This is a genomic window from uncultured Tateyamaria sp., from assembly GCF_947503705.1.
Lineage (GTDB): Bacteria > Pseudomonadota > Alphaproteobacteria > Rhodobacterales > Rhodobacteraceae > Tateyamaria.
In genome coordinates this window covers 1-22667 of record NZ_CANNES010000016.1, presented here as the reverse complement: position 1 = coordinate 22667, position 22667 = coordinate 1, and the positions used below count along the sequence as shown (strand labels likewise).

General features: G+C 61.7%; 30 protein-coding genes. 9 read left to right on the top strand and 21 right to left on the bottom strand.

From position 1 onward, the window contains the following. Both Q1A44_RS21170 and Q1A44_RS21165 read right to left on the bottom strand, forming a co-directional pair. Complete coding sequence (locus Q1A44_RS21170; protein ID WP_299629287.1) at positions 1-1467, bottom strand: potassium transporter TrkG; 1467 nt, start codon at positions 1465-1467, stop codon at positions 1-3. Positions 1468-1471: 4 nt separating this feature from the next. Next, positions 1472-2371 (bottom strand): mechanosensitive ion channel family protein, encoded by a 900-nt coding sequence (locus Q1A44_RS21165; protein WP_299629285.1) that lies wholly within the window; start codon positions 2369-2371, stop codon positions 1472-1474. A gap of 101 nt (positions 2372-2472) precedes the next feature. Between Q1A44_RS21165 and Q1A44_RS21160 the strand changes: the two genes are divergently transcribed. Beyond that, positions 2473-3315: a formate/nitrite transporter family protein gene (locus tag Q1A44_RS21160; protein WP_299629283.1), complete on the top strand. Its 843-nt coding sequence runs from the start codon at positions 2473-2475 to the stop codon at positions 3313-3315. A gap of 73 nt (positions 3316-3388) precedes the next feature. Here the strand turns inward: Q1A44_RS21160 and Q1A44_RS21155 are convergent, their stop codons facing one another. The 4 genes from Q1A44_RS21155 to Q1A44_RS21140 all read right to left on the bottom strand — a co-directional run bounded on the left by Q1A44_RS21155 (position 3389) and on the right by Q1A44_RS21140 (position 4629). After that, positions 3389-3538 (bottom strand): hypothetical protein, encoded by a 150-nt coding sequence (locus tag Q1A44_RS21155; protein WP_299629281.1) that lies wholly within the window; start codon positions 3536-3538, stop codon positions 3389-3391. Positions 3539-3548: 10 nt separating this feature from the next. Beyond that, positions 3549-3719, bottom strand: coding sequence for a hypothetical protein (locus Q1A44_RS21150; RefSeq protein ID WP_299629279.1), 171 nt, complete (start codon positions 3717-3719; stop codon positions 3549-3551). Positions 3720-3793: 74 nt separating this feature from the next. Next, positions 3794-4294 (bottom strand): RES domain-containing protein, encoded by a 501-nt coding sequence (locus tag Q1A44_RS21145; protein ID WP_299629276.1) that lies wholly within the window; start codon positions 4292-4294, stop codon positions 3794-3796. Then, positions 4294-4629: an MbcA/ParS/Xre antitoxin family protein gene (locus Q1A44_RS21140; RefSeq protein WP_299629274.1), complete on the bottom strand. Its 336-nt coding sequence runs from the start codon at positions 4627-4629 to the stop codon at positions 4294-4296. Before Q1A44_RS21140 ends, Q1A44_RS21145 begins: the two co-directional genes overlap by 1 nt. A gap of 192 nt (positions 4630-4821) precedes the next feature. On the opposite strand from Q1A44_RS21140, the gene Q1A44_RS21135 reads away from it, so the two are divergent. From Q1A44_RS21135 to Q1A44_RS21105, 7 genes are all read left to right on the top strand, one after another. Further along, positions 4822-5253 carry a hypothetical protein gene (locus Q1A44_RS21135; RefSeq protein ID WP_299629272.1) on the top strand — a complete coding sequence of 144 codons (432 nt, stop codon included), beginning with the start codon at positions 4822-4824 and terminating at the stop codon, positions 5251-5253. After that, positions 5253-5648 (top strand): phage holin family protein, encoded by a 396-nt coding sequence (locus tag Q1A44_RS21130; RefSeq protein ID WP_299629270.1) that lies wholly within the window; start codon positions 5253-5255, stop codon positions 5646-5648. Before Q1A44_RS21135 ends, Q1A44_RS21130 begins: the two co-directional genes overlap by 1 nt. After that, positions 5638-6432 (top strand): hypothetical protein, encoded by a 795-nt coding sequence (locus tag Q1A44_RS21125; protein WP_299629268.1) that lies wholly within the window; start codon positions 5638-5640, stop codon positions 6430-6432. Before Q1A44_RS21130 ends, Q1A44_RS21125 begins: the two co-directional genes overlap by 11 nt. Positions 6433-6535: 103 nt before the next feature. Then, positions 6536-6907, top strand: a complete 372-nt coding sequence (locus Q1A44_RS21120) for a DUF202 domain-containing protein (RefSeq protein ID WP_299629266.1) — start codon at positions 6536-6538, stop codon at positions 6905-6907. Positions 6908-7010: 103 nt separating this feature from the next. Continuing rightward, positions 7011-7997: a YihY/virulence factor BrkB family protein gene (locus Q1A44_RS21115; RefSeq protein WP_299629264.1), complete on the top strand. Its 987-nt coding sequence runs from the start codon at positions 7011-7013 to the stop codon at positions 7995-7997. 36 nt (positions 7998-8033) lie between these two features. Further along, entirely contained in the window at positions 8034-8192 is a 159-nt protein-coding gene (locus Q1A44_RS21110) for a YqaE/Pmp3 family membrane protein (RefSeq protein WP_299629262.1), read from the top strand. Continuing rightward, entirely contained in the window at positions 8164-8544 is a 381-nt protein-coding gene (locus Q1A44_RS21105; RefSeq protein WP_299629260.1) for a DUF4112 domain-containing protein, read from the top strand. Before Q1A44_RS21110 ends, Q1A44_RS21105 begins: the two co-directional genes overlap by 29 nt. A gap of 94 nt (positions 8545-8638) precedes the next feature. On the opposite strand, the gene Q1A44_RS21100 is transcribed toward Q1A44_RS21105, so the two are convergent. From Q1A44_RS21100 to Q1A44_RS21045, 12 genes are all read right to left on the bottom strand, one after another. After that, a complete protein-coding gene (locus Q1A44_RS21100; protein ID WP_299629258.1) occupies positions 8639-8800 on the bottom strand; it encodes a DUF1328 domain-containing protein in 162 nt (53 codons plus the stop codon). A gap of 187 nt (positions 8801-8987) precedes the next feature. Further along, positions 8988-9236 (bottom strand): hypothetical protein, encoded by a 249-nt coding sequence (locus Q1A44_RS21095; RefSeq protein ID WP_299629256.1) that lies wholly within the window; start codon positions 9234-9236, stop codon positions 8988-8990. 96 nt (positions 9237-9332) lie between these two features. After that, positions 9333-9959, bottom strand: coding sequence for an exopolysaccharide biosynthesis protein (locus Q1A44_RS21090; protein WP_299629254.1), 627 nt, complete (start codon positions 9957-9959; stop codon positions 9333-9335). 159 nt (positions 9960-10118) lie between these two features. Continuing rightward, on the bottom strand, positions 10119-11903 hold the full coding sequence (locus Q1A44_RS21085; RefSeq protein WP_299629252.1) for a TRAP transporter fused permease subunit: 1785 nt from the start codon (positions 11901-11903) through the stop codon (positions 10119-10121). A 32-nt stretch (positions 11904-11935) separates the two neighbouring features. Further along, entirely contained in the window at positions 11936-12892 is a 957-nt protein-coding gene (locus tag Q1A44_RS21080; RefSeq protein ID WP_299629250.1) for a TAXI family TRAP transporter solute-binding subunit, read from the bottom strand. A 151-nt stretch (positions 12893-13043) separates the two neighbouring features. Continuing rightward, positions 13044-13523, bottom strand: a complete 480-nt coding sequence (locus Q1A44_RS21075) for a hypothetical protein (RefSeq protein ID WP_299629248.1) — start codon at positions 13521-13523, stop codon at positions 13044-13046. Between the two features lie 50 nt (positions 13524-13573). Beyond that, the gene (locus tag Q1A44_RS21070; protein ID WP_299629246.1) at positions 13574-13753 is read right to left on the bottom strand and encodes an entericidin A/B family lipoprotein; all 180 of its coding nucleotides are present in this window, start codon (positions 13751-13753) and stop codon (positions 13574-13576) included. A 149-nt stretch (positions 13754-13902) separates the two neighbouring features. Beyond that, positions 13903-14100: a CsbD family protein gene (locus Q1A44_RS21065; protein WP_299629243.1), complete on the bottom strand. Its 198-nt coding sequence runs from the start codon at positions 14098-14100 to the stop codon at positions 13903-13905. Between the two features lie 79 nt (positions 14101-14179). Further along, positions 14180-15661 carry a phospholipase D-like domain-containing protein gene (locus tag Q1A44_RS21060; protein ID WP_299629241.1) on the bottom strand — a complete coding sequence of 494 codons (1482 nt, stop codon included), beginning with the start codon at positions 15659-15661 and terminating at the stop codon, positions 14180-14182. Further along, positions 15648-17387 (bottom strand): histidine kinase dimerization/phosphoacceptor domain -containing protein, encoded by a 1740-nt coding sequence (locus Q1A44_RS21055; RefSeq protein WP_299629239.1) that lies wholly within the window; start codon positions 17385-17387, stop codon positions 15648-15650. The genes Q1A44_RS21060 and Q1A44_RS21055 overlap by 14 nt, the downstream gene beginning before the upstream one ends. Further along, entirely contained in the window at positions 17387-17938 is a 552-nt protein-coding gene (locus tag Q1A44_RS21050; protein ID WP_299629237.1) for an RNA polymerase sigma factor, read from the bottom strand. Before Q1A44_RS21050 ends, Q1A44_RS21055 begins: the two co-directional genes overlap by 1 nt. Continuing rightward, positions 17928-18161 carry a NepR family anti-sigma factor gene (locus Q1A44_RS21045; protein ID WP_299629312.1) on the bottom strand — a complete coding sequence of 78 codons (234 nt, stop codon included), beginning with the start codon at positions 18159-18161 and terminating at the stop codon, positions 17928-17930. Before Q1A44_RS21045 ends, Q1A44_RS21050 begins: the two co-directional genes overlap by 11 nt. Positions 18162-18201: 40 nt before the next feature. On the opposite strand from Q1A44_RS21045, the gene Q1A44_RS21040 reads away from it, so the two are divergent. Continuing rightward, a complete protein-coding gene (locus Q1A44_RS21040) occupies positions 18202-19011 on the top strand; it encodes a response regulator (protein WP_299629235.1) in 810 nt (269 codons plus the stop codon). A gap of 65 nt (positions 19012-19076) precedes the next feature. On the opposite strand, the gene Q1A44_RS21035 is transcribed toward Q1A44_RS21040, so the two are convergent. From Q1A44_RS21035 to gdhA, 3 genes are all read right to left on the bottom strand, one after another. Next, positions 19077-19577, bottom strand: a complete 501-nt coding sequence (locus tag Q1A44_RS21035; RefSeq protein ID WP_299629233.1) for a DNA starvation/stationary phase protection protein — start codon at positions 19575-19577, stop codon at positions 19077-19079. 44 nt (positions 19578-19621) lie between these two features. Further along, positions 19622-21283, bottom strand: a complete 1662-nt coding sequence (locus Q1A44_RS21030; protein ID WP_299629231.1) for an acetolactate synthase large subunit — start codon at positions 21281-21283, stop codon at positions 19622-19624. Then, positions 21284-22667 (bottom strand): NADP-specific glutamate dehydrogenase (gdhA, locus tag Q1A44_RS21025; protein ID WP_366942622.1); only part of this gene is annotated, 1384 nt, incomplete at its 5' end. It abuts the gene before it with no gap.

The following is a 22667-nucleotide window of genomic DNA, read 5'->3' as shown; positions in this document are numbered from 1 at the left end:
TTATCCCTTCCATCTGAGGCGGCGGGTCCATGTTCCGGGCAGGAACAGAACAATCACCGCAATAAATTCAAGCCGCCCCAGCCACATCGCAAAGCTGAGCGCAATCTGGGCGCCCGGCGGCAGGTCGGGGCCGATGACGCCGGTGGACAAGCCCACGGTCGACAAGGCAGATACCGTGTCAAAGAGCGCAGGCAACGCCGGAAAGCCCAAAGACAGCAAGACCACCCACACAGCCCCCGCGCTGAGGATGTAGAGGATGATCAACCCCAAGAGCGCCACCAGAAAGCCGTCATCGACCGGGGTGCCGTTCTGGCGCAGCGGGCTGATGGCACGATCGGGCAGGCGGGGCAGGGTCAGGGCGTGGCGCGCGGCGCGCGCCGTGGTCCCCATCCGCGACAGCTTGAGCCCGCCCGCCGTTGATCCGCGATCGCCGCCCACGATCATCACCAGCACAAAGACGACGAGCAGGGCAGGGGCCGTGGGCATTGCCCCGGTTGAATAGCCCGCGGTTGTCAGGGCGCTGATCAGGTTGAGGATCGTGGGCACACTGTCGGCTTCCGTACCGGTCAGCCAGATTACGAGTGGCACTGCCGCGCTGCACGCCAGTGTGGCAAGGGTCACCCGCCGCACCGACGCGGACGCCCAAAGCGGTGTCCCGTTGCGGCGCAGCATCTGTGTGAACGCCAAAAGCGAAACCGCCCCACAAAGGCAGGCCAGTATCACCAGCGTCTGCGCGCCCAGGCCATAGCTGGCCAGACTGTCGGACCGTGGTGCAAAGCCGCCCGTTGATACGGCTGACAGCGCCAAAACGAACCCCTCGGCTGCATTGCCCAAGGCGAGCGAAATGGCCACCCCAAAGAACACCAACAAAAGCGCATATGCCCCAAGCAGTTCGCGGGCCTGGCTGCGCGCGGATTGGATGCGGTTGCGGTCGTCGATCCCTGCTTTGCCCATCATCTTGGCAGCGGGGCCGGGCCCCAACACAAGCGCCAGTACGGCGGTGGCCATGGCCAGCCCGCCGCACCACTGCATCCAGGACCGCAGCACATGAGCCGCAAAGGGCCAGCTATCAGGGTCAGGCGCGACGGAAAGGCCGGTGGTGGTGATCGCGCTCATCCCCTCGAACAAGGCGCTGGCCGGGCCAAGGCCCAGGGCCATGAACCCAGGTATAGACAGGACCGCCGCCAGCAGAAACAGCAGGGCGATGGCCACCATCGCTTCAACCCCGCGCAGATCGTCGGGCAGGGGGCGCCGGTGCGCTGCAAGTGCGGCCACCAGGCCCACAAGGATAGGCGCAGCCAAGGCAGCGGCAAGCGCATTGGCCCCCTCAATCAATGCCCAGATCAGCGGCGGCCCAAACAACAATGCCGCCAGGGCACCGTGTTTGGCGATGACAAGAGCCAATGTGCCCGGGCGCGCCCGCTGCATCAGGGTATCCGACCCACCACCTGCCCGAACTTTGGTCAACCTGTTACTCCGCCGCGTCTGGCACCGCCCGGACAGGCAGGGGGCCATTCACGGTGAGCGTGCGATAGGGGAAGGGAATCTCGATCCCGGCATTGCCGAGTGCGCTTTTGATTGCGGCGACAACCTTGTCGCGGCTGGCGCGGATGTCCACGGGGGCCGAGCCGGTCCACCATGCCACCTCAAAGTCTATGGAGCTGGCCCCGAACGCCTTGGCGAACACCTGAATATCACGTACGTCATCGCGCACCATGTCAACGGCACGCACCGCATCGGCGATCACATCGCGCGCGGCATCCACGTCCTCACCATAGGCGACGCCCACCGTGATCTCTGTCCGGCGAAATGCCTTGTCGGTGCGCACCGTTACAGGGTTGTGAAAGAGCTGCGCATTGGGCACGACGACCAGTTGCCCATCGGTTTTGCGGATATGCGTATCGCGGATGGTGATCGCCTCGATCTGGCCCTCGGCCCCTTCGCATTCGACATGATCGTCGATCTGAAACGGTTCGCGCAGCAGTATCAGGATGCCCGCGAGAAAATTTTCAAACGTGTCCTTGAAGGCAAAACCAATCGCAACCGATCCCAGGCCAAGCGTCGTCAGGGCGCGACCCGGCGTGATGCTTGGAAACACCACGGTTAGGGCGATCAGCGCCCCGGTCAGCCACAGCGCAGTGCCGGTCAGCAGACGCAGCACGTCGATCAGATTGCGGCGCAGCCGCGTCCGCGCGCCCACCCGACTGATCAACGCCTTCACACCCCAGGACAACAGCGCGGTCATCAACAGAATGAGAATGGCAAAGCCAAGGCGGGGCAGGGCGGCGATGCCCGCGTCAACCCAACCGGACAGTTGCGCGACAAGCGGGCCCACGACGGTGTCGGGGGTGATTTGCTGTATCAGATCCATGCGGCCCCAACGCGGACGCGCGACGTTTGTTCCGCCTGACACGGAACAATTGTCACCATGGCGCGTTGAGCTACCTGTTATTCAATACCAGGAGCCACCGCATGACCCTTCGCACCAAAGATCTGGAGCAAGACAACCTGATCGAACACCAAAGCGAGGATGACGCGGTTGAAGAAGCCGCGATGCTGTCGCCTAAGCTGCTCTTTGAATCCGTGCGCCGCAATGGCGAGGAAGAGTTGCTGCGCCCCAATCGGGCGCTTTTGTTTTCGGGCATTGCCGCCGGTATCCTGATTTCCTTCTCTGTGCTGGGCGAAGCGCTGCTGCGGACGTGGCTGCCGGATGCGGAATGGCGCTATATCGTCGAGAACATGGGATATACCTTTGGCTTTATGCTGGTCATCCTCGGCCGGATGCAGCTGTTTACCGAAAACACCATCACCACCGTGGCCCCCGTTCTGATCAACCGTTCGGGTGCCGCGTTTCAGCGAATGATCGCCCTTTGGACGCTGGTACTGGGGGCGAATGTCATTGGTGCCTTTATCGTCGCGGGCTTTTTCGTCTATGCGCCTGTGCTGTCCACCGATGTCGCAGCGGCCTTTACCGACCTCAGCCGTCACGCCACGGGCATGCCCGCGATGGAAGGGTTGATGCGTGGCATTCCGGCAGGCGTGCTGATCGCGGCGCTGGTGTGGATGCTGCCCACGGCCAAGGGCAATGAGGTGACGTTGATCTTTCTCTTTACCTGGTTGATTGCGCTTGGGGATTTCACCCATATCGTCGCCGGGTCGGTTGAAATGGCCTATCTGCTGGTGCAGGCGGATCTGGCGCTTGGTCAGGCAGTCTTTGGCTTTTTCCTGCCGGTGCTGGCAGGCAATGTGATTGGCGGCACCGTGATCTTTACGCTCCTGGTCTGGGCACAGATCCAGCCCGAAGTCGAAGACTGACGACTGACACTGAACACGAGACAAAAAAACCGCCGCAGCATGTGATGTACTGCGGCGGTTTTTTGTTATTGTGTTACCGGTCTGGGCCGTCCTTGGCCAGGGTAGATTTCGGCGCATCCGGGTCATTCATGCGTTGCTTGACCTTGGTGCGGCTGACCACGGCAAAACCGATCACGGCCCCCGCGGTCAACAAAAACAATACGGCGAGAAGTGGGATATCCATGACAGTCTCCTTACTCGCTTTGTGTCGTGGCTGTGGTGAGGGCGGGTGTTGCGTCATCCTCGGGGGCCATCTGGGCCGCAAGGATAAAGACGAAGACAGCGGCAGTTGCCACAGCGATCCCGATCAGGGCGGGATGGTGGCGGCGCGCTTGCTTTTCGATATTTGTGTCAGGTGCTGACATGTGCATGCTCCTTTCGCGGTCTGACGTTTCATCAGGTGAACGCACTCAAGGGGCAAAACGTTCCGGGCGGCCCGCTACATACGGTCAAGCCGTTGATCGTCATCCACCACGGCAAGGCCCTTCCATTCCCATAAAACAAGGTTGAGGTTGCCCGCGTCCGTCCCACGCGCAAAGCTGCGCACAAGCAGCCCGGAAAACCCCGCAGCAATGCAGGCCGCTGCCAAATCCTGTGTCGGCACGGCCCCTTGATCAAGCATTTGCGCCCGCCACGCCGGGTCGGCCAGATCGCGAGGCGTGACGCCCATCTGTTTCAGTGCATCGGGGTCGCGGGTGTCAAAGAGCGGGCCGATATCCGCCCGATACGCCACCAGAACGGTAGGTTGCAGATCACCGACCTGATTGGCCTCGCGCAACGCAGTGGTTGGATCAAGCGCCGTATAGAGCGCCGCCACGCCCACCGGGTTGAACCGACCCCCATAGCGCTCGGCCCCCGCACCAGATAGCGGCATACGGGCATATACGGGGTTGAGCGCGCGATATAGCAGCCCGCGATACCGCCCATCGGTCAGCGGCATCAGGCGTAAACGCCCGCATCCACCGCATCAATATAGTCCATCACCTGATGCGCCTTGCCATCGCGCACCAGTTGCATTGCAGTGCGTCCGTCAAAGCCCGCCAGAGGCTCGGACCGGAACCAGGCATAGGCAATCAGGTCAGAACCAAAGCGCGGCTGCACCTTGTTCAGAACCTCGACCAGTTCGCGCAGGCGGCGCTGTGTCTTGGCCGAAACAATGCGCGCGCGCCGTTGCACCGCGTCTTTGCTCAACCCGATGCTTTGCCCCACCTCTTCGGAGGAGGTGCGCAAGGTTGCGGCAATCGCGCGCGGTTCAAACAGGCCGTCCTGGGACATGCGGGCAAGCTGCATTTTTAGAAACTCCAGTCGTATGCACGTAATATAGCGTCATTTTTGCTGTGATACAAGGAAGAGTCTACCGATCCTTCGGCCCATCTGCCCAGAGCAGGGAACCTTATCGCGATGGGGGCGTTGGACATCCAACCGGCGCAAATGCCGCCACACCACTTGCCACAGGAGATCCGAGTGATGACCAATACATCCGCCAGCGCCTCGGTCGCGCAGACAGTCACAGATGCAGGGCAGCGTGCGGCTGCCGATTTGAATGATGCCGTGGACACGCAAGTATCAAAGGCGACCACAGAGGCCGCCCAACGGGTTGATACCGTCGCGCAAGCCACCGAAGCCGCCCGTGACGAGTTGCCTGCCGACAGCGCCGTGGACCCAATGCTGGGCCAGGCCGTTGATGTACTGGGCCAGGTCGCCGAGCATTTGCGCGGCGCTGACCTTAACGCGCTGGCGCACGAAGCCGGAGACCTGGCCAAGCGCCATCCCGTACTCGCCCTTGGTGGGGCCGCCCTTGTCGGTTTTGCCGCCGCACGCTTTCTCAAGGCCGGGTCCGGCCCGGATCGTGCCGCGCTGGCAGGCGACCCTTGGGCCACTAATGAGGGGCGCTCGTGATGCAGAGTTCAACGACAACTCCGCTCACCCATCTGAGCACGGCGACGGCGCATTTGCGCGGCCTGCTTGTCAGTGAATGGCGTCTGGCCAAGCTGGAGCTGGCCAGGAACCTGCGTGCCGCGCGGGTCGGCGTCATCCTCGCGGCCATTGGCCTTGGCGGTGCACTTTGCGCGATGTTTGCGCTGACCGGTGCGCTGTTTCTGGGGTTGGGGGCCTTGGGCCTCGCGCCCTGGCTGGCCGCGCTGGCAACGGCTGGTGCGCTCGGCCTGATTGCCGCCATTTGCCTGTGGCTCGGCCTGACGCGGCTGTCGCCCGAAGCGATCGCACCCACTGAAACGGTGGCCCATGCCGCCAAAACCCTACGCATTGTAACGGAGAACACTCATGTCTCGTGACACGACGCAAAACGAAATCGCAAATGCCAACGCCCATCGAGATGGTCTGACCCACGCGTTGAGCGCACTGCTCAGCACTCGTTTTCCCGGCGAGATGGGGCGCGCCGCCACCGGCCAGCTGTCTGATGTGGCCCGCACCGTGGTGGGGCAGGGGGTGCGCGGCGCGCGTGCCAATCCCGCAAGCCTCGCCCTTATTGGCACGGGCCTTGCCCTGCTGTTTGCCCCACGATCCAAGACGACCACGCCTGCGCCATCGCCCACGGCACCTCTTTCGGGCGAGGCGGATGCCCGCATCGAAAAGGCTGACGCGCGGATGAAACAGCAGGCCCGTATTCACGCCGACAGCGTCGATGTTGGCCCCGGTCGGGCGCAGGCGCTGCGCGTCAAGCTGGATGCAGGTCTGGACAAGCTGAGCCCTGATGCTCGCGCCCGTGTGCGCGCCGCGCGCCTCAAGGCCCTGTCAGCCCAGGAAGGGTTGGAACGCCATGCCGCGCGCCTGTCCGAAACGGTGCGCAAGACGCATCAGGAACGACCTTGGATGACTATCATCGCCGTGGCTGGCGCGGGTGCACTGTTGGGCGCGCTGTTGCCCGGCACCCGCCGCGAAACCGAGTTGATGGGCGCGAAACGGGATCAACTGATGCGCGAGGCCGAACTGACGCTGCGCGACGAAGTTGCGACGCTTGAGAGCCGTGGCAAGGCGGCTGTGCAGTCAGGCATGTCAGCAGTGCGCGATGAACTGGCTGCTGCCGTGAACGAGGACGGGATGCGCGCAGCATCGTGATCCTTTCATCCAACGATCAGGCCGGGGTGCGCGATACAGCGCCCCGGCCTGGCCATGTTCGCGGCGACGGATCAGACCGCCCCGTGACCTGTTAGGCGCAATCATGTCCCAGGAAAATTCATCCACACATCTGGCCGAAACCCGTACCGACTGGGCCGAAGATCGTACTCTGCTTGCCAATGAGCGGACATTTGCGGGCTGGATGCGCACGGGCGTGGCCTGTGTGGCGCTTGCCCTCGGGCTCAAGGCTGTGTTCGGCGACACCGATTACCCGATGGTTGCCAAGGCGGTGGCCGAGCTGTTCATCCTTGCCGCCATTCTGATCTTTTGGGCGGCCGTGGCGAAATGCCGACGTGCCGAACAGCGGATGCAGGATCACGACGTCGAGGCACAGTCGCATCGCCGCATGACGATCCTGGCCTCGATCCTGACCGTTGGCGCCATCGCCACGGGCGTGATCCTATGGCTGCTCTAACGCCCTGATCATCTGCATCAAAATCTCTGAGTTTCAGTGCCTAACAAGGGGAACTTGCGCCCACCATTCGGCGTTCTTCAGCTATACCGATCAGGAGGAAATGATGTCCAGAGGCCGCGACGCACAGTCACCGACAGGGATCACACCGCAAGGATGGCTGGATATCGGGTGGCGCATCTGGACCCGGGTGAGCAAACACAGCCTGGGCCTGATCGCGGCAGGCATCGCCTTTTACGGGCTGCTGTCCCTGTTTCCGGCGATCACCGCATCGGTCGCCCTCGTCGGGTTGATCTTTGACCCGACCCTGCTCTTGGAACATTCGCAATTCCTGCTGGCTGCCCTGCCAGAGGCCGCGGCCGAGATCATCAGCACGCAGTTGCGCCAGGTGGCAGGCGCGGGGGACGAGCCGCTGGGGTGGACGGCGCTGATCGCCACGGCGCTTGCGCTGTGGTCCGCGTCCAAGGCGGTGGGCAGTCTGATGCAGGGCCTCAACATCATCAATGACGAGACCGAGACCCGCGGCATCGTGCGCCTCAAAGCGGTGACTGTCGCGCTGACCTTGTCCCTGCTGCTTGTCTTGGTGTTGTCCGTGATCGTGGTTGCGGCGATCCCCACCGCCCTCGTCTTTGTCGGCGTGAGCCAACAGATTGCGGATCTGGCGCTTGTTCTACGCTGGCCGGTCATGTTTGCCATCGGCACCGTGTCGATTGCCGTGATGTACCGTTACGGGCCAAGCCGCCGCGCCGCGCAGTGGCGTTGGCTGTCGCTCGGGGCACTTCTGGCCTGTGCGCTTTGGGTGGCGGGCAGCTATGGCTTCAGCCTCTACGTTGAATCCTTTGGCGCGTATAACCGGACCTTTGGGGCGCTGGCGGGTGTTGTGATCGTGCTGACCTGGCTGTGGCTGTCTGCCTTTGTCGTATTGCTGGGCGCGTTGCTTGACGCCGAGCTTGAGGCACAGACGAAACACGACACCACGGTGGGGCCTGCCCGACCCATGGGCGCGCGCGGCGCCTACAAGGCCGACACATTGGGCGAGACATTTCGCGAAAACCCGCAAACGCAGGGAACGATCAACGATCTGCCGCGTTGACTGTTGAAGCCTATCACCTGACAAGGAATATCCATCATGGACATCGTCCGCATCATTATCGCCGTCATTTTGCCGCCCCTGGGCGTGTTCCTTCAGGTTGGAGTGGGCAAGCATTTCTGGCTGAACATTCTACTTACCCTACTGGGCTACGTCCCGGGGATCGTCCATGCCGTCTATATCATCGCACGCCGCTGATCGGTGCCGCCGCGTTGCACGCTTGCAGCGACTGGCGGATACGCTGGACAGCCGGTTTCGCATCTTTGGGATTCCGATCGGATGGGATTCGGTCCTCGGGCTGATCCCGGGCATTGGTGCGCTTGTCACCCTGATCCCCGGCACCGCAATGGTGCTGGAGGGGGCGCGAATGGGCGCGCGCAAACGTGTGCTGAGCCGCATGGCATTGAACACGGGCGCGGATGTCGTCATCGGGGCGATCCCGATCCTCGGCGACGTGTTCGACATCTTCTTTCGCTCGCATCAGCGCAGCGTTGCCATGCTGCAGCGCGAGGCAGAGCGGTTGGAGCAAGCCGAACAGCAATCACCCTAGTCACAGGCTGAGCACAAACGAAAACGCCCCCGGAAGATCAGGCCAAAGCGGCCAGTTCTTCCGGGGGCGTTTTGCGTGGCAACGGTGCGCCGCGTCAGCTTCGCAAGATACGCATCAGCAGCGAACCAAGGAACAGCACCAGGAACACGACAAAGAGCAGTTGTGCAATGCCGGTCGCCGCACCTGCGATGCCGCCAAATCCAAGTACGGCAGCGATCAACGCGACAATAAGAAATGTAACGGCCCAACCAAGCATGGGGTTTCCTCCGGTTATGTGGGGTGCGGTGCGATGGTCTGCGCCGCTTGTGTTTTATAAACGCTTCTGCCGCTGTTTGGTTCCGTCAAGAACAGCACCTCCGCACGGGAAACGGGGCAACACAGGCGCACAGAAAAGGGCGCTTCCACTGTCTGGACGCGCCCCTTTGTTTCAAGTCTGGCTGATATCAGCTTTCTTCAGCGGCCTCTTCCTCAGGGCTCTGCACGTCAATGGTCGGCACATTGACTGTCACCTCTTCGGTGCCCACGTCGATATCGCCCACATCGGCGTCGAACTCGGGCATGTTGCCACCTTCAACCGACAGATCAACCGTCGGCAGGCTTGCCTCTTCGGTCTGGTCGATGTCGATCATGTATGCGCCAAACCCAATGGCTGCGACGGCGACGATGGCACCAATAATTGCTCCGGTTTTCATGACGTTACTCCTTGTTAGTGTCTAATATTGCAACGTCTGGACATCGAAATGGTTGCATATGTTTTTCAGAATTTAAGAGGATGCGCACTGACCTGATCAACCAAAGATGGCCGAGTAGGCAAAGGCCGGGATCATGCTTGCGCCGCCCAGAACAAAAAGGCCCATCACCGCAACCAGCCCATCCCGCGCCAAAAGGCCCGTTGCGATAAACGCAACCGACAAACCAACCAGCGAGGACGACAGTGGCACCAGCTCAAGCATGGGCAGGCACAGCCCGCTGAACGCGCAAATGCCATAGAGCACACGCGACGCGGGCGGCGATACCAGCGCCTCCCACCGGGAGGTTGTGCCCCGATCCAGCCATACGGCAAGGCGCCGCCCGCTCTCCAGCATCCTGTCGGAACGTTTCGTGTTCAATTGCCAGGTCGCCAAGCGGCGCGGCATCCATATCTGGCGGCGGCCGAACATGCCCTGGCTCGCCACGAGAAAGATGGCCATACCCACAGCGCTGGAGAACAGCGGCACACCGCTAAGCGGTGAGATCAACAGGACCGACAGCGCCAGCAGGACTGGCGGAAAAGAGGCCGTGCCAAACTCTGACACGATATCCTTCAGGCAGACGCGCTCTACTTCGGTGGCGTCCTCCAACGTCTCGACCACGGCCTTGACGGGTTCGTCATCGGTGGCCGGTGCCTGTGCGGTATCTGGTGATGCGTTTAACAAAGGGTCACCGGCGTTGGGTTTTGGGGCTTCAACCCTCTCAACGCGCGACACGGCGTTTGGTTTCCTCGACGGGGCGAGAACTTGGCCAACTGATGGGCGGGCCAGTCATTTAAATTACATAATCAAACTTATAGAGTAAGGTTGGCGCGCTAAAGTTGCTCACCACCAGAGCGCGGCAAAGCACAGCGCCACACCGCCCGCGACAAAGCCGCAGCGCACGGGCCAAGCCGCTTGCCCGATCAGACCGCGCGACACACCTGACAGGCCCAGCCCCACGATGGCAAAGGCGAGCACGGCGGCGCCGGGCGTCTCTCTCAACCCGATCAGCGCAGGGTTTGCGATCATCGCAAGCGGAATGACATACAAGCCCACGCCAAGCGCCATGGCCGTGAGCGCAACACGCAGCCAGTTTTCCTGGACCATGCCCGCCGCGATGAACACTGCACCGCACACAGGCGGCGTGATCGTGGACAACAAGGCAAACCAGAACACAAAGAGATGCGCCTGAAGCGGTTCAAGCCCCAGCTCTGTCAGCGCGGGCCCTGCGACCGAGATGCAGATGACATAAGCCGCCGTGGTTGGCACCTCCATCCCCAGCAAAAGGCAGGCCAGCGCCGTGAGCAGCAGCGCAGGCCACAAAGCCCCGCCCGACCCCGACAGGATGACAGAGGTGATCTTGACCCCCAATCCGGTGATGCCCAGCACCCCGATGATGATCGAGGCGCAGATGATAATCGACCCGATCATCGCGACCTGCCGCCCTGTGTTCAGCATCGCATCTGCGAGCCGTGACAGCCCCTGCCCAAGGTTCGGGCGCAGCGAGACATCGACAAACAGCAGCGCAAGCCCGGCAAAGATCGCCAGAGCGGCGGCATATTGCGGGGTATAACCCACCGCAAACATCGCAATCAGCAGGGTGGCAAAGGGAATGGCGAAAAAGCCGGACGTGATCAGGACCTGGCGGCGCGCGGGCCGATCCTCTGCCGGGATGGGTTGCAGATCATAACGCCCGGCAAACGCGTTCAACCCCTGCCAGACCGTCAGAAAATAAAGGATCGCAGGCAGCAACGCAGCCAGCATGATCTCGGAATAGGGGACGCCCGTAAGCTCGACCATGACAAAGGCCCCTGCCCCCATCAGCGGCGGCATGATCTGCCCACCGGACGAGGCCACCGCCTCGGTCGCGGCAGCCAGCCGTTTGGGGTATCCCAACCGCGTCATGGCGGGCAAAGTGATCGCACCGGTCGAGGCGACATTGGCCGAGGCCGAGCCGGAGATTGACCCAAAGAGCGCCGAGGACAGCACCGACACCTTGGCCGCCCCACCCCTGAGGCGCCCTGCGGCAGCGGCGGCAACATTCATGAACCCCTGCCCCGCCTCGCCTGCGTTCAGCACCGCACCAAAGATCACGAACACCGAAACCACACCAACGGAAACGCCTGTCAAACTGCCCCAAAGCCCCCCTTCAGCAATGACCAGAGTGCCCAGAAAGCTGCGCAGGGGCGTGCCAGCGTGCCCGAATTCACCCGGAATATGCTGCCCATAAAGGCCATAAAGCAGCGCCAAAAGCGCCACCAGCGGCAAAGGCCAACCAATGGCGCGCCGCGCGCCCTCCATCGTGATGAGCAGGAGGGCGACAGCCAAAGCCTCCTGGAAACCGTTTTCCAGAAAGCCGTACTGATTGCGCAGCATCTGGTGGTTGAACGCGATCCACAAACAACCCGCGATTCCGACGCCCGCCAGCACGGCGCCGCTGAACAGGGCAATGCGACCATGGGCGGCATAAACAAAGACCCAAGGCAGGATCAGCGCCATGTGCAGGGGCCGCGCCGCCAGATTCGGCACCAGCCCGTAAAAGATCAGCCCCAGATGAAAGGCACCGGTCAGCGCGCCAAGCGCCACCCAGACCCACCGCGCCGAGACCGGCGCACCCGTGATGTCCATACCATTCCCGCCCCGAGGCTGATCGCCGTGGCTTAACCGTGCGCGTCAGTCAAAGGCGCGCCGATTTCCTCGTAATACCGCCGTGCGCCGGGATGGATGGCGGAGGTGATGTTGGACAGCATATCGACGGATACACCATCCCACCATTTCGCTTCACCGGCCATTTGGGCCTTGGTCTCCCAATAGGTTTTTGTCAGCTGATAGGCGGTGTCGTCATCCATTTTACTTGTGGTATAGGCCACTACGGGCAGCGACGTTGTCGTGATGTCGCTGTCCTGTCCGGCATAGGTTCCTGCCGGGATGGTCAACTCGGTCCGCTTGGTCTGGGCCACCTGATCCGGCGACAACGACAGAACGGTCACGCCAGTCGAGGCGGCCGCCTCGATCACGTTGGGCGCGGGGTACGAACCGGCAGTGACAAAGCCATCAATCTGGCCGTTCTTCAGGGCACTGACGGCGTTGGACAATTCAACATCAGCGATCGTGACCTTGTCGGTCAGGCCAAACATGTCGATATATTTCGCCCCTTCGCGTGCGCCAAAGGACCCGCTGCCCAACAGGATCGTCTTGCCTTCCATATCGGCAAAGCTGGTGACGCCGCTGCTGTCGGACATCACAAAATGCATGGTCAGCGACGGGATCGGGAACAGCGCGCGGATCTCGTCAAAGGCGGGATCGCCCTTGCCCTCGAACATGGCGCGGCCCCCTTGGGCCAGACCGACCAGGGCAGGCGGCGTTGTGAACACGTAGTCCCCGCCCCGCGCGCGGACCTCCATCACATTCTGGACTGAACCTTGGCTTTCTTCGACCGTGACAGAGATTGCACCGTCAGACCCGGCTTTCATTGCCTCGGAAATCTGTACCGCCATCTGAAAATAGGACGAACCCGCCTTGGCGGATTTGTAGGTGATGCGCGTATCGGCCCAGGCCGAAGCGCCCAGCAATGAGGCCGCAGCCGCAGCAAGGCCAAGTGTCTTCAAAAACGTCATAGGGTCCTCCCAATCCATAGATTGAGCAGAGTTTTGCGCGCGCCTCTTGGGGATGCAAGGTCAAAGACTGCAGGCCGCTGATCCCATGCACCCAAATGCAAAAAGGCGGGCCAACCGGCCCGTCTTTTTCCCCACTCGCGTGATGCGTGGATTATTGCAGCTTGGCTGCAACGTTGTCTGCAAACCCTTCAATCATCGCCTGATAAAAGACTTCGCTGTCCACGCGCGGCACCTCGGTGCCACCGGTTTCGGGCAAATATGTCCGAATTTCGTCCGACGATACGGTCAGCGTGTAGTTCTCGTTGTTGAAGAGGCCCGGAATGCGCAGGCTCACGTCGCCTTGCAGCACGGCATCTTCAAAACCGTAGGCTTGTTCAAAGTTGTTGGCCAGCGACACCTCGTCGATGTCGATGATGATGCGGGCACCGTCGTCATCCAGCTGCGACACCAGACGCTTGGCGATGGCCGTTTCCAGATCGGTGGAAACATCCCGCCATACCTCTACGGCCTTGGCGTTTTCGATTGCATCCAGATCCACATCAACGTCAATTTTCTTGACGGATGTGCTGGCCAACGCGGTGCTGGCCATCAGTGTCAGGGCGGCGGTGGCGGTCGTAAATGTGCGGGTCATTTTGTATTCTCCTTCGTTTGGAAGTGTAGAAATTGGTGTGGCGTCAGAGCTTAACTGTTGGCTGCGCTCTGAATGGCTTCACCGGTGTTTTCGACATCTCTGCCCACGCCTTCGACGGTTTCACAAACCGCAAAAGTGGTGCCGAGGATGATCATCAATGCGATACGTTTCGTCGCTTCTTCCTTTTGCCTTCTGGAACTCAAACGACGCAAACATGCATTGGGTTCCAAATTTTTTGTTTTCTTTTCAATCCTCTAACAGACATGCTTTTCGGCGCGGCGGGACCACGTGAATTAGCTTTGTCATGTCAGGAAGGTGGAGATGCGCCGCCAAGGTCCCTATCGCGGGGAACGCGGCGGCGCAGTGGTCTCAGGCCCTATCAGACCTTTTCGAGGATGCGGTCAACGGCGGCGCGCGCCTCGTCTTTGGTCTTGCCGAGCTTTTGCTGCATCATGCCCTCAAGCTGATCGCGATCGCCCTTGGCCTGTTCAATCTCGTCTTCGGTAAGGTCCCCATACGCTTCGCGGATGTGGCCTTTGATTTCGGTCCATTTGCCGACGATACGGTCCTTGTCCATGACGGGTCTCCTGTTTTGAGTTTATCTGGTTTATCAACGCGTCGCGGTGGCGAAGGTTCCACGCATCGCCGAATATAGTTTAGACCATGTCGTCCGTGACCAGCGGCAAAGCCTGGCTGTGGGTGGCGTGCACCTCAACGTCATGCGAGATCAGGAAACCGGCCCGTGCCTCGGGCAGGCACACGTCATTGCGCGCGATCTGCGCCTGCCACAGGGCCTGCATCCGGGCCGGATTGGTCCAGTCGCCCGACAGATCCTTGCGCCACCAATGGCGGTGCAGCGCGTAGCGCAGCGTGTCGATGCGGCCCGTATCGGTAAGGGCCACGCCCGCTTCGGTATCCCAGCGCAGTGACCGGCCGTTCAGGTTGGCGGACCCCACAAGCGCAAAGTCGCGATCCTGCACCAGGACCTTGTTGTGCACATAGATGATGGGCGATCCGGCCCGCGTGCTCCGGCTGCTGCGGGCGGCCATGACGGGCTGAACCGGGGTGGCGATTGTGGCGCGTTCCCCAAAACCGTCGCGGATAATGGCCAGCGCCTCCAACTCCAGCGCCAGACCATAGCGGGTCTCAAGCCCGATCTCGGGCGCGGGGTCGAACGCGGCCTCTTCGGGCACGGCGGGCAGGATCATGATCAACGACAGGTCGGGCCGCGCACGGGCCGCATCCGCCATCGCATCCGCAATCACTCGCGACCGCATGAACTGCGTCTCGATATAGATCAGGTGTTGCGCCGCGCCGATGGCATCCAGATAGGCCTGCTCAAGCTCCGACGCCAGCGTGCGCGGCGACAGGAATGGCAGCTTTAGCCGCCGGTCTGCCGACAGGGTGCGCCGCAGGTGCGTCATGGTGGGCGGCGACACCTTACCATGCACCACCGCGTCAAAGCTCGCTAGATGCGCCTTGGCCTCGGCCACGGCGGGATCATTGCGCAGGATCACCTGCACATCCGACCAGGTTTCTGCCGCGGGGCGGTCGTGATCAGGCGTGTCAAAGCGGCGGTCATTCAGGTCAAGCCCACCGATATAAAGCGTGTCGTCGTCGATCACCGCAAGTTTTTGGTGGTGGGTGACGGTGTGCAGATTGGGCAGGCTGCTGTCGAGGCCCGGCGCCTCTAGTCGCGCCGCGTCGCTGAGCGCGGCACGCTGGATGCGGGCGCGGCGCAGGCTTTCGGGCAAAAAGGCAAGCCAGGGCAAGGTGCCCGGCGTCGCTGGATGCAGCGCTGCACGAACCTGCACGCGGTCCGCCGGCACGCCCGCCTCCTCAACCAGGGCCGCCGCCTGTTTCAGCGTTGACCACGTACCCTGATGCAGGGATGTCGCGTAAACGGGATCAAAATCGCTGATCGTGAGGTCAAGCGTCACACCACGGCGCAGCACATGCACCAGCAGATCAAACCACGTGTCCCCGACCGCGCAGGCTGCGTCGCTAACCAACCGGGTGCGCATGTCGAAAATGCGAAAGCCCCCCGTGATCGAGGTACGCGCGTCCAGCACGGCCGTCTCAAAGCCTGCAAAGGCCTCGCTTGCGGCGACAAAAACCTCAAAATCAGGGCGCGGCATTGGCGTTCTCCGAGTCATCATCCGTATCGCCGACATATCCCTGAACGTCAAAGGTCAGGCTATTGGTAAATGTCCCGTCCGCCTCGCGAATGTCTGCCTTGGCCTCAAGCTGCCGACAAAACGCGTTCATCAGTTTGGTGCCCAAACCGGTGCTTTCCACATCGTTCATCGGCCCATCGACCAGGGGGGAGCCCACGCTGTTTTCAATGGTCAGCTCTAGCTGCCCTGCCCCGTCATGGCTCAATGTCACCGCGATAAAGGGCGTATCGACCCCATTGCGCCCGACATATTTGACCGCATTGGTCAGCGCCTCGGACGCCCACATCGACAAGGGCACCGCCTGATCGGGGTACAGCATGGCCGAGGCCAGTTCGGTCCGGATCTGCAAATCAGTGCCGGGCAGGACGGCAGAGGATTCCGACACAACCGCACCCAACAGGTCCTGTGCATCCACTTGCGACGTCTCGGGCTGGGTATAAAGCGACCGGTGCAACGTCGCCAGACCGCGCACCCGGCGTTGCAATCCGCCCAGAACCTCGCGGGCCTCGTCGGTACGCGCGCTGCGCGATTGCAGGTTCATGATGGAGGCGATCATCTGAAGGTTGTTCTTGACCCGGTGATGCACTTCGCGCAACAGCACCTCTTTGTCGTGCAGATCGGTCAACTGACGCGCCTCTGCCTCGGTGATCAGCAACGTCATGCGGTTAAAGGCCCGTTGCGCGTCCAGGAACTCATCCGGCGCGTCCTCAAGCTTCAGACCATCCATTTTACGCTCGCCCAGGGCGAACTGACGCATGGCAGACCGCAATTCCTTCAGATGGCGCAGCACGAGACGGTCGAGGCCGAAATAGGCCACCAACATGCTGGCGCCCCACATCAGCACGGCAAACAGCGCGGGCAAGGCCGCCTGGGCCCACAAATGGCGTTGCATCAGATCGGTTTGGGGCCAACTGCCCAGAATGACATAGCCGTCCTCGACCGCGTCCGTCACGGAAAACACCCGCCGTTCCCCCGAATTGGCCACACCAACAAAGGTGGTGCCGGCCCGGGCAAACAGATCCACCGCAGGCACGTCCTGAGGCATGATGGCCGCCACATCCTCAAGCGTGTCAGACAGCGCAAAAGCGATGCCGCCCGAACTGATGGCGATCAGGGTCGGACCGTCCACAACACTTGGATCATCAGATGTCAGCAAGGTTCGTTGCGGCAGCGAGAGCGAAACAAACCCTTGAAGCGCGCCGTCCTGTCGCAGAGGCACATTGACGATCACCACGGGCATACCGCTGACCGCACCCGCATCGTTGACCTCAACGAAAACAGACCCACGTTCAACCGCAGCGGCAAACGACGGATAGCCGGAAAAATCCACCACCGCGTCACCGGCGCTGCTGCACGCCATCACGCCGCTAACCGGGATATAACCGGCAAAGGCGAACATGTCATTTTCGGCCAGGAAATTGACCATGCCGGCGCGGCAGGCGTCCAGATCCGTGGCCATAACCAGCGCACCCAAACCAGCCCCCGCGCCCACGGCCCGCTGCACCAGGTTGCGTTGGTCGTCGGCGGCAGCGGTCGTCATGTCCACGAGGATCCGCTTGTTGAGGATGCGGGATTCCTCGACCACGCGAAATGTTTGCCACATCGCGATCAGACCAAGTGGAAACAGAGCCAGCAGCATCAAAAGAAGCAGCCGGACCCGCAGCCCGCCAAAGCTCGGCAGTTTCATTACGCGATGCTCTGGTTCATGGTCACGATCCCCTGGGTCACGGCGTCGGTCACCTCTAGCGTGTCGTCTTCCGAAATGTCCATCAGCGCGATGAGACGGGCCCGCCCACGGTTCACGCGGCTCTTGATGGTGCCCACAGCAACGCCACAGGTCTCGGCCGCTTCCTCATAGGAGAAGCCGCCCGCGCCTACCAATACAAGCGCTTCGCGCTGCTCTTCGGGCAGTTCGCCAAAGGCGGTGTTGAAGTCGCGCATCTGCAGACGCCCGTCGTGATCGGGTTTCTGCGCCAGCCCGGCAGACATCTCGCCCTCGGTGTCCTCAACCTCGCGTTTGCGTTTGCGGTGATGCGAATAATAGGTGTTGCGCAGGATCGTGAACAACCAAGCCCGCATGTTGGTGCCTGGCTGGAAAGAGCCGATATTGCTCCACGCTTTGACAAGCGCGTCCTGCACAATGTCATCCGCCAAGGCCGCATTGCGCGTCAAACTCATCGCAAAGGCGCGCATGGCCCCCAGATGAGTGACGAGTTCGTCCTTTGGATCAGCTGTCATTTTCACCGTCCTTTTGCGTCGCCGCGGCGTCCTTGGCGCGCAACTGTTCCAAAAGGTCGGTGAAGCGAGACGGTAATTCCTGATTGGCCACGTCCTCGTAAACGCGCTTGAGATTTTGATCTATCTCTTGCTCCGTTCTTGATGTCCGGTCTGGTCGGCTCATGTTTGTACCTGCCACGATAAATTTGAATGCACTACGGAACAAAATGCACTCGAGGCGCATTTGTTCCACAGTTTGTGAAAAAAAATGGGAGTGACAGGAAATGTCGCACACAACCGAAACCTCTTTGGCGGACAAGATTGGCCCCAATCTGCCCTATCTGCGCCGCTATGCGCGGGCCCTGACAGGCAGCCAGGACCGCGGCGATGCCTACGCCGCCACAACACTCGAAGCGATCCTGGCCGATACCTCGCTGTTCACCGATGGCATCGCGCCCAAGGCGGCCCTGTTCAAGGTGTTCCACTCGATCTGGATCAGCAGCGGTGCAACATTCACCCCCGACGAAGCCGGTGCCGCCGCCCAGGCGCAGCGCCATCTGGCCACCCTGACCGACGACACCCGCGAAGTGCTGCTGTTGCGCACCCTCGAAGAGTTCAGCGCCCAGGATGTGGCCCATATCATGGACAAGCAGGCCGAAGAGGTCGAAGCGCTGTTGCAGATCGCCTATGACGAGATGGCGAAATCCGTCAGCGGCAATGTGATGATCATCGAAGATGAGGCAATCATCGCGGTTGATCTGGAAAACATCGCCGCCGAGATGGGCCACCGGATCACCGGCGTTGCCCGGACCGAAGCCGCCGCCGTGTCGCTCTTTGGGCAGCAGCGCCCCGATCTGATCCTGTCCGACATTCAGCTGGCCGATGGGTCCAGCGGCATTGACGCCGTCAACAAGATCACGGCCGAAGCGGGCGATATTCCGGTGATCTTCATCACCGCCTATCCGGAACGCCTGTTGACCGGTGAAGGGCCTGAACCGGCCTTCCTGATCTCCAAACCCTACACTGAGGATCAGGTGCGTTCGGCCATCAGCCAGGCGATGTTCTTTGCCTCCTCTGCCATTCTCAAGACCTGACAGAAAAATCCCCGCGCCCAACTATGGGCGCGGGGCTACTCATTACCCGTCTTATTCGTTAACCATCAGCTATTCTTGACCAGAGCGCGCAGCATCCAGGCAGCTTTTTCGTGAAAGGCGCTGCGGGCGGTTGCCATGTCTTCGGTCACCGGGTCCTTGCGGCCCTCCACCATCTCGATCAGCGCGTGAAAACGATGCGCCATACGCTCGTGATCCTTGGCCAGGTCAGACACCATGTCTTCGGTGGTCAGTTTGCCGCTTTTGTCCTCGATCGTGGAACGGCCCACGATGTCGGCCATCGCCGTTGGCGCGAGATGGCCCAAGGCGCGAATACGCTCGGCCAGATCGTCAGCGGCCTGGAACATATCCTCGTAATGCTCTTCGGTCAGGTTATGGACCGAGTAGAACAACGGACCTTCGACGTTCCAGTGATAGGCGTGCGACTTGAACACCAGACGGTAAGTGTCGGCCAGCATGTCGGACAAACCTTCGGCAATCGCGTCGGTATCGCGGACACCTGTGGCAACATCATCAGTGCTTGGTACAACGTTCAGTGCATTGGACATATCAATCTCTCCTCTTCGTCATTGGCTCTTGCTGTACTAACGGTTCAGGCCGCCGCATGGTTCCCCGAAATTTCAGTTTCCCGTCTGGGCATGTGGCCAACCGCATTGTAATCGACAGGCACGCTGAGCAATGTGGGCCCTTCGGCGGAATGCGCCGCGCGCAGCAGTTCGGGCAGCGCGCCCAGACCGTCAACGGCGGCGTGCGTCCAGCCAAATGCGCGCGCGAGCCTGTCCCATTCCGGGTTGCCAAAGGGAAAGTTCGGCCCCTCCGCGCCCTGATGTTCGTCAATCAGGCCAAGGCCCCCATCCACCCACACCATCACCGTCAGGCGCAGGCCCAGGCGGGTGATCGTCTCCATCTCTTGCACGTTCATCATCACGTCGCCGTCGCCACAGATGGCCAGAACACGACCTTCCTGTTGCAAGCGCGCCGCGGCCAGCGCACCGGGCAGGGCCAAACCCATACCCGCCAGCCCGTTGGGCACGATCAGCTGACCCGCGCGATGCGGCTGCACGTGGCGCGCGATCCACAGCTTGTGCATGCCCACGCCGGACAACACCGTATCTTCGGGACGCAATGTCTTGGTCACTTCGCGGCAAATATCGGTCGGGGCGATGGGGCCAGTGTCGGCATCCGTCAACCGGCGCGCCAACGCTTTGCGCATCCCATCACGCGCAGCGACAAAGGCGGGGCCATCCGCCCATTTCCGCCCCTTCAGGCGGACCCGCAGGTCAGTCAGCGTGTGGCCAATATCGCCAATCGCCTGCGCCCCGATCGTCAGGCCGGTATCGGCGCGTGGCGCTTCGGCATCCACGACACATACACGCGGTGTGCCCTCGGCCACGAGGGCCAGCGGCGGATATTCCACAGCATCAAAGCCAACCATCAGCACCAGATCCGCAGCACGCAAAGCCAGGTCGACCCAGTCCTCCTCGCTTTGGCCGACGGTGAACAGCGTGTTGGGATGATCCTGCGGCAGCACGCCCTTGGCCATGAAGGTCGTGGCCACCGGAATGCCCGTCGTCTCAGAGAACATGCGCACCGCTTCGGTCGCGCCTTCGCGCACCACCCCTGCACCGGCAATGAGCACGGGGCGGGTCGCTTCGATCACTTGATCGGCGAGGGCCTGCAAATCATCCTGCCCTGCCCTGATCTGGGGCTGCTGGCGGACGGGTAAAGGTGCGGCACGGGTATCGGCCGCCGCGACATCCTCGGGCAGGCACAGGTGCACGGCACCGGGGCGACCCGCCAGCGACAGGCGCATCGCCTCCGCAAAGGTGGCGGGAATATCATCGGGCATGAGGATTGTCCGGCTCAGCTTGGTCACCGGCGCAAACAGCGCCTCAAGGTCGATCATCTGGTGGCTCATGCGCCCCAGCCGGTCACGCCCGCCCTGCCCCGTGATAGCGATCAGCGGCACGTGATCGAGCTGTGCATCGGCAACGCCGGTGACAAGGTTCGTGGCCCCAGGCCCCAGCGTCGCCAGACAGACGCCCGGCCGCCCGGTCAACCGCCCATGCACCGACGCCATAAAGGCGGCGCCTTGCTCATTCCGGCACAGAACAAAGTCGATATCAGAAGCGGTCAGGGCCACCATCAGATCGGTGGTTTCTTCGCCCGGGACACCAAAAACAGTGTCTATTCCGGCCTCAACCATGCAATTCACGAGGCTCTGCGCGCCCGTCACAGGTTTCGTATCCGTCATTTACAGCACCCCCTGAGCCGTGATGGCGTGGGCAAGGCGGCGGTATCCGGCCACGTTGGCGCCCCGCGCATAATTGATCTGGCCGCTATCCTGCCCCTCGTCCGCCACACGGTCGTGAATGTCGGACATGAGGGTTTTGAGGGCTGCGTCGACTTCGTCTGCCGACATGAACCGGCGGTGGCTCATCTGGCTCATCTCGAGGCCGCTGACCGCCACACCGCCGGCGTTCGCAGCTTTGCCCGGGGCGTATTGAACACCGCCCTTGCGCAGGATGGCCAAGGCATCGGCCATCACCGGCATGTTGGCCCCCTCGGCCAGCACGGCATAGCCACCATCGACAATGGCTTGGGCCGCATTGGCGTCGATTTCGTTCTGTGTGGCACAGGGCAACGCGATGTCAGCCGCCTGCGTCCAGGGTTGTTCGCCCGCGCGGAACTGTGCCGCAAATTTCGATGGGGGATCAGACAGGTCCTGCCCCGCCGCCTTGCGCGCCGCGACCCATTTAATCTCATCAGGCGTCAACCCGTCGGCGGCGTAAAGCGTGCCAGAGGTGTCGGACAAAGTGATCACGTCTGCCCCCTGCTGCTGCGCCTTTTGGGCAGCATGAATGGCAACATTGCCCTTGCCTGAAACGGCGACACGCTTGCCCGCGATCTCGTCGCCTTGCCGTGCCAACATGGCCTGCACGAAATACATAAGACCGTAACCGGTCGCCTCGATCCGCACCTCGGAGCCGCCATAAGACAGGCCCTTGCCGGTCAGCGCGCCCCCGTAGATGCCCGCGTGGTTCGACCAAGCGCCAAACAGATACCCGATCTCGCGCGCTCCCACGTTCATGTCACCCGCAGGCACGTCGCGATCAGGCCCGATATGGGGGGCAAGCTGCGCCATGAACGCCTGACAAAAGCGCATGACTTCCGCCTCTGACTTGCCCTTGGGATCAAAATCAGCGCCGCCTTTGCCGCCACCCAGGGGCAGGCCTGTCAGCGCGTTCTTGAAACACTGCTCAAAGGCCAGAAAACGCAGGTCATCCAGCGTCACATCGGGGTGAAACCGCAGTCCACCCTTATACGGCCCAATGGCGTTTGAGGCCTGAACCCGCCAGCCCCGGTTGACCTGCACTTGCCCCGCATCGTCCATCCACGTCACTCGAAAGCTGATGACGCGATCCGGTTCGGCCAACCGGTGCAGAACGCGGGCGGCCGACCAGTTCGGATCGTTCTTTTCTACGGTGATGACGTCTTGGGCCACCTCGCGCACGGCTTGCTGAAAATTCTCCAGCTCTGCATCGGCGGATGGCAAGTTGTTCAAGAAGGCTTCGGTCAACGCGGTTGTGCGGTCCATATAAAAATCCCAGTCGTTCGAGTCAGAAAAGCCGGACGCC

Excerpts from the sequence above, each read along its gene's own strand:
- Q1A44_RS21115 (WP_299629264.1), top strand. The coding sequence starts at position 7,011 with ATGTCCAGAGGCCGCGACGCACAGTCACCGACAGGGATCACACCGCAA.
- Q1A44_RS21130 (WP_299629270.1), top strand. The coding sequence starts at position 5,253 with ATGCAGAGTTCAACGACAACTCCGCTCACCCATCTGAGCACGGCGACG.
- Q1A44_RS21105 (WP_299629260.1), top strand. The coding sequence starts at position 8,164 with ATGCCGTCTATATCATCGCACGCCGCTGATCGGTGCCGCCGCGTTGCA.
- Q1A44_RS21110 (WP_299629262.1), top strand. The coding sequence starts at position 8,034 with ATGGACATCGTCCGCATCATTATCGCCGTCATTTTGCCGCCCCTGGGC.
- Q1A44_RS21080 (WP_299629250.1), bottom strand. The coding sequence starts at position 12,892 with ATGACGTTTTTGAAGACACTTGGCCTTGCTGCGGCTGCGGCCTCATTG.
- Q1A44_RS21160 (WP_299629283.1), top strand. The coding sequence starts at position 2,473 with ATGACCCTTCGCACCAAAGATCTGGAGCAAGACAACCTGATCGAACAC.
- Q1A44_RS21055 (WP_299629239.1), bottom strand. The coding sequence starts at position 17,387 with ATGAAACTGCCGAGCTTTGGCGGGCTGCGGGTCCGGCTGCTTCTTTTG.
- Q1A44_RS21100 (WP_299629258.1), bottom strand. The coding sequence starts at position 8,800 with ATGCTTGGTTGGGCCGTTACATTTCTTATTGTCGCGTTGATCGCTGCC.
- Q1A44_RS21140 (WP_299629274.1), bottom strand. The coding sequence starts at position 4,629 with ATGTCCCAGGACGGCCTGTTTGAACCGCGCGCGATTGCCGCAACCTTG.
- Q1A44_RS21045 (WP_299629312.1), bottom strand. The coding sequence starts at position 18,161 with ATGCGCCTCGAGTGCATTTTGTTCCGTAGTGCATTCAAATTTATCGTG.
- Q1A44_RS21075 (WP_299629248.1), bottom strand. The coding sequence starts at position 13,523 with ATGACCCGCACATTTACGACCGCCACCGCCGCCCTGACACTGATGGCC.
- Q1A44_RS21125 (WP_299629268.1), top strand. The coding sequence starts at position 5,638 with ATGTCTCGTGACACGACGCAAAACGAAATCGCAAATGCCAACGCCCAT.
- Q1A44_RS21085 (WP_299629252.1), bottom strand. The coding sequence starts at position 11,903 with ATGGACATCACGGGTGCGCCGGTCTCGGCGCGGTGGGTCTGGGTGGCG.
- Q1A44_RS21065 (WP_299629243.1), bottom strand. The coding sequence starts at position 14,100 with ATGGACAAGGACCGTATCGTCGGCAAATGGACCGAAATCAAAGGCCAC.
- Q1A44_RS21135 (WP_299629272.1), top strand. The coding sequence starts at position 4,822 with ATGACCAATACATCCGCCAGCGCCTCGGTCGCGCAGACAGTCACAGAT.
- Q1A44_RS21145 (WP_299629276.1), bottom strand. The coding sequence starts at position 4,294 with ATGCCGCTGACCGATGGGCGGTATCGCGGGCTGCTATATCGCGCGCTC.
- Q1A44_RS21120 (WP_299629266.1), top strand. The coding sequence starts at position 6,536 with ATGTCCCAGGAAAATTCATCCACACATCTGGCCGAAACCCGTACCGAC.
- Q1A44_RS21155 (WP_299629281.1), bottom strand. The coding sequence starts at position 3,538 with ATGGATATCCCACTTCTCGCCGTATTGTTTTTGTTGACCGCGGGGGCC.
- Q1A44_RS21150 (WP_299629279.1), bottom strand. The coding sequence starts at position 3,719 with ATGTCAGCACCTGACACAAATATCGAAAAGCAAGCGCGCCGCCACCAT.
- Q1A44_RS21035 (WP_299629233.1), bottom strand. The coding sequence starts at position 19,577 with ATGTCCAATGCACTGAACGTTGTACCAAGCACTGATGATGTTGCCACA.
- Q1A44_RS21060 (WP_299629241.1), bottom strand. The coding sequence starts at position 15,661 with ATGCCGCGCCCTGATTTTGAGGTTTTTGTCGCCGCAAGCGAGGCCTTT.
- Q1A44_RS21030 (WP_299629231.1), bottom strand. The coding sequence starts at position 21,283 with ATGACGGATACGAAACCTGTGACGGGCGCGCAGAGCCTCGTGAATTGC.
- Q1A44_RS21050 (WP_299629237.1), bottom strand. The coding sequence starts at position 17,938 with ATGACAGCTGATCCAAAGGACGAACTCGTCACTCATCTGGGGGCCATG.
- Q1A44_RS21095 (WP_299629256.1), bottom strand. The coding sequence starts at position 9,236 with ATGAAAACCGGAGCAATTATTGGTGCCATCGTCGCCGTCGCAGCCATT.
- Q1A44_RS21040 (WP_299629235.1), top strand. The coding sequence starts at position 18,202 with ATGTCGCACACAACCGAAACCTCTTTGGCGGACAAGATTGGCCCCAAT.
- Q1A44_RS21165 (WP_299629285.1), bottom strand. The coding sequence starts at position 2,371 with ATGGATCTGATACAGCAAATCACCCCCGACACCGTCGTGGGCCCGCTT.